The sequence below is a fragment of the Labrenzia sp. OB1 genome (genome assembly GCF_001624695.1).
Lineage (GTDB): Bacteria > Pseudomonadota > Alphaproteobacteria > Rhizobiales > Stappiaceae > Roseibium.
The window spans coordinates 1-9,780 of sequence record NZ_JSEP01000048.1; the positions used below are offsets into that span (position 1 = coordinate 1).

Below are 9,780 nucleotides of genomic sequence, written 5' to 3' on the forward strand. Positions count from 1 at the left end.
CCCGGCGTCATACCGTTCGAATGCCAGATCCACCCAATCGGACGGAATAACCTGCATGTCATGATCTTGCCGGGCGGCCATGAAGTCGCCAGTCAGCAACGCCGTGCGGAGCGGTTCCGGTTGCGCGTTGAGCTGCGCCAGATAGTCCCCGCCCAGAAAGGCGTTGTCCTGCGTCTTCGCGGGTATGAAGGTCCGGGAGGGCACATCGACAAGCTCGCCTTCGATTTCAATCTGTGTGGGCTCCGTAAACCACTCGGTGCGGATTTCAGTGCCGTCCGTGATGAAGTTGCCCCACAGCAGTTGACCGGGCGCGACCGTACCGAACAGCTCATGCAGCGGATCGAGCCACGGAGCGAACCAGTCAACCAGATAGTCCCCCTGCCCACCAACGGGTGGGTTGGTCGCAATCAGCGCTCGGCAGCGTTGGCCGGGTCGCGTGGAGCGCAGCCAGCCCATGACGAACAGAACCTTGCGCGGGTCCATCTGAGCGCCCTCATCGAACGCTTTCAGGTCATGGTCACGGCCCTGCCAGTCTTCTTCAGCGCCAGGCACACCCAAGTGGCCAAATTCAATCATCCTACCGTCAGGACCGATCCAGCGGGGCGGGTTGCCGACGATCCGGCCAAGCCCCGCATCCCGCATGATCGCGTTCATACGCTCTATCAGGCCCTTGAGGGATTTCAGACTGTCCCGGAAGATCGCCACCTTGTGGTGAGCGAACAGCGAAAGCCCGGCAATCAGATCCGTCTTTCCGCCACCGGCCGCACCGCCGTAGAGCGTTAAGTCTGCCTGACTGAAATAGCCCTCAGTCTGCGGTCCCTCTTGCGGACGCCAGACGTTGAACTGCTCAAGCACCCCGGCTTCATCCAGTTGCTTTTGAAGCGCAACCCGATCCTCCGCAGACATCCGCTCTATCTGCGTGATCAGCGTTTCAAGAGCGTTCATTCACCGCCTGTCTTCTGTTTTGTGAGAAGCGCCATAATGCCGAGGGCAATCTCGGAGTCGCTCCGGGGCTTCAGCGCCTCGATTTTCGCCGCGTCTTCAGGGCCGCCGAGAATGTTCCGGCTTTCAACGTCCGTTTTGTCCCGCCACCCGGCCCGGTTCTGCATGTTGAATTTCCATGAGGACGCGTTGAAGCCGTCAATCAGGCCCTCAGTCCCCTCTTTTCCAAGCTTCTCCCACTCGAACAAACCCTTCCTTGCCGCCTCTTGCAGCTTGTCGGCAGGGAAATCATCTGGGTATTGCTCGGCGTAGTAGCGAATGGTCTTCTTGTCCGCGTCAGCGAAACTCTCAAGCGAATACCCTGCTGCTATGTGATCGCAGAACCTTTTGCAGGCTTCCTTGCGAGCTCGCGAGGTCTTCCATTTTTTTGCGTAGTCGTTCCCTTTAGGTGCAGCCATCTGCTTACCTTTCACGCCGTTTCGCAGCTTTTTTGCTGAAACTTGTTTTGAGGCCCACTCAGCGCGAATGCACGGTGAGTTGAGCCCTCTTTTGCCCGCAGGCTTCACACCTCAGGCCACCTCGGAAGCGTTCGTTCCCCGAAACCCGGTAGCCAGGCCCTAGCCGTTCAATCAGATAGCCCAAATCCAGCCAGAAAAAGCGGCCGCAGTGGTTGCAGGAGACATACAGCAGGTTCCCATTGTCCTTCTTCTCCTTAAGCTTGGTGATTGAGTTTGGTTTCGTGCAGATCAAATCACATGTGAAAAACCGTTACACATCATGAAAAGCTGTTCGAGTGCATTCAAGATCAAGCTCAAACATAAGTGCATGCGGCATCAGCGTGTCTGAGCCTGAAAACTGGAAACCAAGTGCCTCAGCAATCTTTATTGAAGGTAGATTTCCCCGCCTGATTGCTAGCCGGATTGTTTCCCCAGGCACTCGACAGCTGTAGATCGCCAACAACTTACGGGCAATCTCCAAGCCCAAACCCTTTTGCCGCCATTCAGGATCAACAAAGTAGCTAAATCCGCCTGGCTCAAGCCTTCCTCCGCCAACGATCTTAGCAAAACTAGGCATACTGGCCACGTAGAGTTGTTGCGAACTGTTTCGTAGTCCTGTTTCAACGTATTGCCAGCCACTTGAATTGGAGCTCAAAACCAAGGTTGGCGCGACGTCTACGTGTTCGACTATTTTGAGGACTGTATTACGATCAGAATTGCACGCCAACCTGAGGTGGATGCGCATCATTCTACAGAAAGGTGTACGAAATCTGGGTCGCGATTTTGAATGGACCTGACTATTTTGAAGATGGTTGAATTCCAATCCTGCGGGGCGATGTGGGTAAGACTAGCCTTACCCCCCTCCTCTAAATGATTGAGAATTGCGATCAATGCAGCATATTGAGCGGGGCGCAGAAACAGGCGTTCTCTATTGTTTCTCCAGTACTCGAAAAGATCTGTTTCCTTCTTAAACTCGTTGCAGCGATGATGAACAGTCATTAGATTTGATTCAGCATTGTATTCACTATTTGTCATATGCTGAACGTTATCACCAAAGTACTGTTTATCTGTAACTATGTGGTCTTCATTCGCTCCTCCCCAAGTCATTCGGCCAAAGCAAATTGGACAGTAACCTAACGCTTCCATGTCGTCTTGCAGAATAATACCGAAATCGAACATCTTCATATTCGAGTGTTCACCGGCGTGTGTGACGTGGTTTCCCGCGTTACGGTATTGTCGGGTTGGCTTGTTACCTGTGTCTGCCATTCGCACGCTCCCACGGTGTGAGGGTCAGAAAACCCACAACGTGAAAACGACTGCTTGTTCTCATCGTCACAAATGTGGGCACGCCTCACCAGGAAGCGCACCTGAGGTTACCGACCTATGGTTAACTATCAAAGCTACCATTGACGAATGCAAGCCTCAACTTTTAGTTTTTAATTCTAACGTCACCCGCAAAAAGAGTACAAAAAAGGCCCGCTTTGCGCGAGCCCATCAAATCAGATATCAAGCCGGGTGTTGGCTCCCACCAACGTTGATGCATGTCGCTTACCAAACGACCCGGCGCATGTTCGTATCCACCCTCCAGATGATCCGGAGATTGCTTGGAAGCCTACCTAACTCATCCTGAAATATTTCACTTGGGTCTGCTGACATTAGGAGCCCTTTGGGCTCTCGTTCAGAAGCGCCAATCAAATTTTTTGGCGATCCTCGGAAACTGTTCTGTTGTGTTTTGCCTGGTCGTTTTCGTCGCGCTCCAAGGTCGAGATAAGCCGACGGAACTTTTCATCTACTTGTTGATCTTGATAACCATTCCCCCCGGCCTCCCAATCGTATGGATCGCTCATGTCTTGGCAGGTCGACAAATCGCCAGGGTGCTCCTTCGATTGGATCGGTTCTTCTAAGCTGCGCCCAGTGTTGGGCGCAGTTCTTCAAGGTATCTCTATGGGGCTGTTTTTAGGCTCATTCTGTGAAACCTGTCCAGCTAGGCAGCTCTTCTGGAAACGTCCCCTAGGGCCAGCTTTTCAGATAGCTTTTTCAGAACAACACGATTGCGCTTAAGCACCGTTGAGCGTTCCCACCCATATTTTTTGCATACTTGGGTGAATTTGCCCCCACCAGCCTTGCACATGACCTCGTATTGTAAGGCTCGACGTGCGTCGATGTCGTCAATCAGCGCCCACCAGGTCATTGCCTCTTCGGCTCTGGCGATCTCCTGCGCGCTGCAGATCCGTTGGCGCTTAACCTTCCGGATCATGTTGGGATCTGGCCAGGTCGCCCAAGCAGTGCGTGGCCCGTCACCCTTGCCGATGATCGCAATTACCTCGACGGCCTCAACAAGACGGGCGAGCATTTCTTCTGGTGTTTCGGGGGTCAAACGCAACTCCTAATATCCAGCAGGACAACCCGGCCCTGGGCATCCCCCAGAAAGTGATATATCGGGACTTATTGTTGCGCCGTCGCCGCCGGTGGCGTTACCGCGTACAGTTGTAGCCTTGCCTCCGCAATTGGCAAGCAACAAACACATCAATGTTAAGATTACTGCGAAATTTAGCCGAGCACAAAATTTGCTGAAAAATTCAAGGCTTCCTCTCAATTTCATCATCGTTTTCTCTCTTTCTTCACTTATACACGACCCTCTACGGTCATGACTCTGACCAGGTTCGCAAACCGTTCAGTGAATTCTTGTCGGTTCGGCAGATCTTGGAGCTGTTGAACCATTATCTGTTCATCCCATTCACGGAATGCCGCAGCAGCCTCGAGAGCCTTATCCGAGAAATATACTTCGGCCCTGCATAGGGCATCGGAAAGTTCAAGCCGCGCATTGTTACGGTCCGACACGTGCTGCTGCTTTCGATCCATTTCCGTTTTAGTCAATCCGTTAGGTTTCTTTGACTCGTGTTCTGAAATCGCAATCAAACGAAGCCATTCAGTTTTATATCTCATTGCCCATCGAGCAACCTCTTCTAAGATTTCCAATCGTCGTTGTGCTCTTGCATGGCTCTTCGTGTACCTGTCTTGCCAACGTGGAAACAAGATAGAAGCAAAAAGGCCTCCGATCAGTATGGTGATCAGCGGCGGGACCCACTTCGTCAGTGCAATGAAAATAACGGAATGCTGATTTAAATCCTCGAGTATGAACACGATCTATGATCCCTAGGAGCAAATTATCTCTCACAATTCTAGCGGGCAACACAATGGTTGTTAAACGCATAATACCTACTGGAATACATCCGCCAATCGCAAGCCAACCCCGCCTCCACCAACTCCATCCCAAAATTACCTGAATCGACCACGGGAAAATACGTCCCTATTCAGGCATTCGAATCCGGTGCACCATTTCAGACAGAAAGCCAGCTGTTCCCTTGGGTGTTCTTGGCAAATTCAGAATTTCAACCTGCTTTGAAATAACGCCGTCTTTTCCGAAGTGATAAGTCTCCGAAGCTCGCGCCAAAATCATGAGCGCGCGCGACAGGTCAGGAGTTGTCTTACCCGAGCCAATGTTGGAGTACTTAACCGACAGGTTCATGAAAAACATTCGGTTCGGTAGCTTCCGAACCTTGAAGATATAAAAATCGATTTCCGCCTCTTCAATTATCACTCGAAAAACGTCTGGGTACTTTTTCCGAATGAATTCTAATTGAATATTGATGTCTCTTATCGCTTGCGAAAGTTCAGACATTCACGCCCCCGTTATTTTATGCAACGCCCCGACTTGAAGTAGTGCTGTCCCGAGTATTTCGGCCATGCACAGGCGTGGCCCGCCTCCACCAACTCCATCGCAATGTCATTTCCGTCCACAAAGCACTGCGCCACAAAGCGGTCGTACGATTTCTTGCGTGAACGCCCATCGCATGGCGTCCCCTCGCCCACCGTTCGGCATTGCACGGTTTTCCCGGCAACCAGCGCCTTGGTGTACTGGGTCGCTTCTCTGTAGCCCCTCTGGCCCTTTTCTGGCGTATCGACCCCACATAGGCGTATCCGAACCAGCGGCCGGCTTAGTTGAAACGTGTCGCCGTCGATCACCCTGGACACCTTGCTTGTCCATTCTTCTGCATTGCTGGTGAAACTCAGCAGGCAAAAAACCACTGCGATAATCGTTCTTGTCATGCTGTCTCGGTTTCCTGCCTGGACATCTGATAGGCCACGTTTACGACAATCCGGGGCTAGGTGGAAAAACTCGTTGTGCACGAATCCCGAGGTTGTCGGTAGAGCCATGGTAGTTGCCTCCACACTCTTCGAAACCGCAAAACTCAACAGCATCGACCCGCGAGCCTGGCTGACCTGGGTCCTTGCACAAATCGCCGACCACAAGATCAATCGCATCAACGACCTCATGCCATGGTGTTACGCTAAAAAGTCAGCGTAACAGAGCGCGTAGCCCCCATGAAGACCGCCTTCACAGGACGGACACGGTAGAGCATGTCTTTGCGCATCAGAAGACACGCTATGGCCTGTTTGTCCGCACCATCGGCCAGGCTCGTGCTGAAGCAAAACTGACGCTGGCCAATCTCGCCTACAATTTTGACCGCCTGATTTTCCACGAACGTAAAAACGCCATGGAATGAATCCGCCTGAACGGCGGAGAAACAACCCAAACCCGGCCCAGATCAGCAAGGACCGAGCCAAAACGGCTGCTCTCGTGACACAATCAGAAAACACGGATTTTTGCGGGTGTCCAGCTCCCGCTTGGCGAGCATCTGAGATGCCACGGACTCTTTTTAGCCAGATGATGGATGACTGATACGCTTTGGCTTAACGAGACCGACGGTGCCTTTTCGACAGCCCTAAAACAGGCTAACAATGAGATATTTATTTCCCAACATCACTTCTCATTCAAATTACAAAAACTACCAATGAAAAATACCTTTGAATACTTCACATTCAGAATCCATTCATTAGAATAATAATTAGTCCGTAAATTTTCTACATTCCCCAGATATTTTATCTACTGATAGGGATGGAATAACTCTTTTACCTTAGGGTAAGTCATCAATTTACTCGAAATAAATGATGATTACTCAAGGGAAATAGCGTGGAGCAATCGCAGGAGAATATGCGAAATGGGTGTTTCAGTGCACTCAGACTTCGGATAAGAAAATTCCGTTATCTGCCGATTGCATTTCTGTCTGTCATCATGATGCTTGCTTGCATCTTGATGTTCTCACTCTTCATTGATCAGACGATGTCGGATTACATGCGCGAGCATGAAGAAGAAATGGCGCTACAGGAAGCAAAGGTCGTTGCGCGTCTTGTCTCATTGCTGCCTGGAGACTTCAGCCCTCCTCCGCAACAGATCGGCGTGAAATCCGAGCGTTTCGCTGCGCTCCATAGAGAAATCGGACTGATGGCCGCAACGATCGGTGCCCGTATCACCATCATCGCCAGAAATGGGCTGGTGCTCGGGGACACGGATATGTCCTACGGTCAATTGTTACACGCAGCAAATCACGCAAAACGCCCTGAAGTTATTCAGGCCTTGGAACATGGGTTTGGTTTATCCGAGCGGCGCAGCGCGACCCTCGATATCAACTTTCTTTATTCTGCGGTCCCCCTGGAACGAAATGGCATCCAGATGATCGCAAGGGTCGCTCTTCCCCTGAAGCATTTTTATCAACAGCAAAACAACCTCAGGAAGATACTCGTCATCGGCGCTGCGTTTGGAATGCTGTTTATCATCGCGATTACATTCTGGCTCGGCCGCGCACTTGCAAAGTCCATCCAGTCACGAGAAGAACGCCTGGATTCACAAGTGCGCGAGCGCACATCAACGCTGAGCGCCCTGCAGGAACTCGGATCCCTATTGGCCATCTGTAACAATCTGCCTGAAGCTGGTGAGATCCTTGAGAGCCACTTGCCCCAGCTCCTACCACGTGTCAGTGGCGCTCTGGCTCTGATGAACAACTCCCGCAATCTTCTGGTTGTCAGCCATGAATGGGGCGGGACATGGAAGAAAGGCGAATTCAAGTCTCCAGACAGCTGCTGGTCTCTGCGCAAGAACACCGTTCACCACTCCCATAAGGGCGAACTTGTCTGCAGACACCTGAAAGACAGCGGTAGGACAGATGCGGTCTGTATTCCTCTAATGGCACAAGGCGAAGTGGTTGGCGTCATCCACCTCAAAGAAACGCCCAAGAGAACATTCACAGACATGGAACTGGACATCGCCAAATCAATAGGAAAGGAAACTGCCATCGCCGTTTCCAACCTGAAACTAAGAGAAACCCTAGAACAACAAGCTTTACTTGACCCACTCACGCGCCTTTACAATCGGCGTTATCTCGAAGAACGGTTTGACCGTTTGATTGCCCGCGCCGACCGAGAAGAAATGCCTTTCTGGCTGCTCATAATCGATGTCGATCATTTCAAGAAATACAACGATCAATTCGGACATGATGCTGGTGACTTTGTTCTGACACAGCTTGCCAAGCTGTTTCACCAACATACGTCCGAAACCCATACCGCCTGCCGGCTCGGCGGAGAAGAGTTCGCTATCGTGATATCTGGCATTCCCCATGAAGAGGCGATGGCGTTTTCGGAAGCACTTCGTCTGAGCGTTGAAAACCTGCCCTTCACGTTCGAAGGTCGTCCCCTGGGACAAGTCACCATATCAGCTGGACTTGCATCTTACCCTCAAGACGGAGACCGCCTGTCGAGCCTGCTGAAGACCGGTGACGAGCGCCTTTATGTCGCCAAACACCGCGGACGCAACCAGATTTGCGACGCAGCGCTGGTTGAAATGTACAGAAAGAAGGATGCCACCGACTAGAGCCCTTCGCTAAGGTGAGGGCTATAAGCGATAATGGCCATCGTGCTTGTTAAAACGCCCGAACCAGCGATATAGCCACGCCGGTTGGGTCTGTGCCAGACAACCCGTTTTCGGATGGTGGCAAGCCTTGGGCGGTTTCCATCACTGCGGCATCATGAACATGCAAGGCATAGCCAATGTCGGCTTCGCACTTCGGCATTCCCCCCTCACCTCTAGGCCTCGTCCTCTCACGCAGCCTCCTTCGCCTCTTGCTGTGCTATCAGCCGATCCCCCTCATACGCCAGCAGCACCGCCATCGTTTTCGTTGGCAGCGCCCGCCCCCCAAGCCTGACGCTCGGTGTTTCGTCCTATCTGCATTGCAGCCGCTCACTGCAGGCTGATCTATTGCCTTGAAAGGACGGGAAGCGGACTTTTGCCGCGAGTGCAAACACGTTATCTTCCAAAGATGCTGCCGACATTCGTCCTACGCGCGAGGTTTCGTTTGGCCGAACTGGTTGGGGACGCGATCAGGGACTATCGGAATAATCCGTTGGCGTTAGCGCTGCATCGCTCGGTCGATGCAGCGGATTAGCTCTTTGCCATGATCATAGGCCGTTCTCAGATCACCATAAGTTGCTGTATTCGGCCATTCGCCTTCGTGCACGAAGTTGTGCCGCCAGGTGATCAGGTTTCCATAGCTGCTTTTCACGCTACCGGTTCGCGCGGCCAGGGATGCATCTTCAGCCCCCTTGAGCTCCCGATCAAATCTATCACGGTATTTTTGGCCAAATGACACGATATGCCGTGTTCGGAGGTCGCTTAGCTTTATTTGTCCGTTCAAACGATCAAACCTGCTTCTGGCCAGCTCACCTAACGCTCTGTGTTTTTGGTCTGAGAACCGATAAATGATATCCTTTATCGCGAGCTCATAGGCCGTGACCGCAGAAATGGCCAGGAAGCCAAGGTAGCGAGACCTAATGAAATCGTCTGGCAAGCCGGTGATGACTGCATCGACGTGAGTAAGATAGTCATCTGCCAGGATGAATCGATCCTCATATCCCATTTTATTTCAAATGCTTAGATACAATTTCAAGACGCTTTCCGACGGTGGAATTGTCGCTTGTGTTGAAGAAGATGGATTGCCTGAATTCTTCGTCGTCGTAGAGCTTGGAAAGCTTTTCTTTCAGACCGCTCGGGAGATTTTTTGCTTTCGGAAGAAGGGCATTGTAGACGGAGTCTAGCGCAGCGAGATTGATGGGGCCTCGAACATGAAACGGCTTTTCGCCGACTTGTTTCAGAGTCCGATTCAAAAGTTCATGAGACAAGACAATAGGTTGCGAGCCTGCGTGTCATGACCCTGATACTAGCGATGTTGATCCATGCGGTGGAACTTTCGATTGACGCCTCCCAGTCCTTTGCCAACCGGCGGCATCTGCCCAGCCATGCGAAAGTGCGCTCCACCACCCATCTGCGGGGCAGGAGTTCGAAGCCTTCAGCAGCATCGGAGCGTTTGATGATCTCTATCGTCCAGTTGCCGTTGCCCACCAGGGCGGCGCGCAGCTTTTCACCGGCATAGCCGCCATCGGCGAAGAC

Annotated in this window: 10 protein-coding genes and 3 pseudogenes; 3 read left to right on the forward strand and 10 right to left on the reverse strand. The window is 51.9% G+C overall.

Annotation, left to right across the window (positions count from 1 at the left end; translation table 11 throughout):
• The 8 genes and pseudogenes from OA90_RS27005 to OA90_RS27045 form a co-directional block, all read right to left on the reverse strand.
• A pseudogene (locus OA90_RS27005) lies at positions 1–945 on the reverse strand (terminase family protein); the annotation flags it as partial.
• Entirely contained in the window at positions 942–1,508 is a 567-nt protein-coding gene (locus tag OA90_RS27010) for a hypothetical protein (RefSeq protein ID WP_156510699.1), read from the reverse strand. The gene OA90_RS27010 and the pseudogene OA90_RS27005, both read right to left, overlap by 4 nt.
• Positions 1,509–2,183: 675 nt before the next feature.
• Positions 2,184–2,705: a hypothetical protein gene (locus OA90_RS27020; RefSeq protein ID WP_156510700.1), complete on the reverse strand. Its 522-nt coding sequence runs from the start codon at positions 2,703–2,705 to the stop codon at positions 2,184–2,186.
• Between the two features lie 425 nt (positions 2,706–3,130).
• Complete coding sequence (locus OA90_RS28835) at positions 3,131–3,286, reverse strand: hypothetical protein (protein ID WP_156510701.1); 156 nt, start codon at positions 3,284–3,286, stop codon at positions 3,131–3,133.
• A gap of 137 nt (positions 3,287–3,423) precedes the next feature.
• Positions 3,424–3,816 (reverse strand): hypothetical protein, encoded by a 393-nt coding sequence (locus OA90_RS27030; protein WP_156510702.1) that lies wholly within the window; start codon positions 3,814–3,816, stop codon positions 3,424–3,426.
• Positions 3,817–4,064: 248 nt separating this feature from the next.
• A complete protein-coding gene (locus OA90_RS27035) occupies positions 4,065–4,583 on the reverse strand; it encodes a hypothetical protein (protein WP_068420081.1) in 519 nt (172 codons plus the stop codon).
• Between the two features lie 166 nt (positions 4,584–4,749).
• Entirely contained in the window at positions 4,750–5,121 is a 372-nt protein-coding gene (locus OA90_RS27040; protein WP_068420083.1) for a hypothetical protein, read from the reverse strand.
• 11 nt (positions 5,122–5,132) lie between these two features.
• Complete coding sequence (locus tag OA90_RS27045; RefSeq protein WP_199823878.1) at positions 5,133–5,549, reverse strand: thermonuclease family protein; 417 nt, start codon at positions 5,547–5,549, stop codon at positions 5,133–5,135.
• 121 nt (positions 5,550–5,670) lie between these two features.
• Here OA90_RS27045 and OA90_RS29190 point away from each other — a divergent pair.
• The 3 genes and pseudogenes from OA90_RS29190 to OA90_RS27055 form a co-directional block, all read left to right on the forward strand.
• Positions 5,671–5,808 (forward strand): annotated as a pseudogene (locus OA90_RS29190) (transposase domain-containing protein); the annotation flags it as partial.
• A gap of 46 nt (positions 5,809–5,854) precedes the next feature.
• Positions 5,855–6,007: pseudogene (locus tag OA90_RS29720) on the forward strand (IS5/IS1182 family transposase); the annotation flags it as partial.
• 467 nt (positions 6,008–6,474) lie between these two features.
• Positions 6,475–8,208: a diguanylate cyclase gene (locus OA90_RS27055; RefSeq protein WP_156510703.1), complete on the forward strand. Its 1,734-nt coding sequence runs from the start codon at positions 6,475–6,477 to the stop codon at positions 8,206–8,208.
• 535 nt (positions 8,209–8,743) lie between these two features.
• Here OA90_RS27055 and OA90_RS27060 read toward each other — a convergent pair.
• Positions 8,744–9,250 carry a HEPN domain-containing protein gene (locus OA90_RS27060; RefSeq protein ID WP_068420091.1) on the reverse strand — a complete coding sequence of 169 codons (507 nt, stop codon included), beginning with the start codon at positions 9,248–9,250 and terminating at the stop codon, positions 8,744–8,746.
• Positions 9,251–9,501: 251 nt separating this feature from the next.
• On the reverse strand, positions 9,502–9,780 hold a 279-nt coding region (locus tag OA90_RS27070), incomplete at its 5' end, for a transposase (RefSeq protein WP_156510446.1).

Bases quoted from the DNA above. Each gene is read 5' to 3' on its own strand.
- OA90_RS27045 (WP_199823878.1), bottom strand. From the start codon at position 5,549: ATGACAAGAACGATTATCGCAGTGGTTTTTTGCCTGCTGAGTTTCACC.
- OA90_RS28835 (WP_156510701.1), bottom strand. From the start codon at position 3,286: ATGAGCGATCCATACGATTGGGAGGCCGGGGGGAATGGTTATCAAGAT.
- OA90_RS27040 (WP_068420083.1), bottom strand. From the start codon at position 5,121: ATGTCTGAACTTTCGCAAGCGATAAGAGACATCAATATTCAATTAGAA.
- OA90_RS27060 (WP_068420091.1), bottom strand. From the start codon at position 9,250: ATGGGATATGAGGATCGATTCATCCTGGCAGATGACTATCTTACTCAC.
- OA90_RS27020 (WP_156510700.1), bottom strand. From the start codon at position 2,705: ATGGCAGACACAGGTAACAAGCCAACCCGACAATACCGTAACGCGGGA.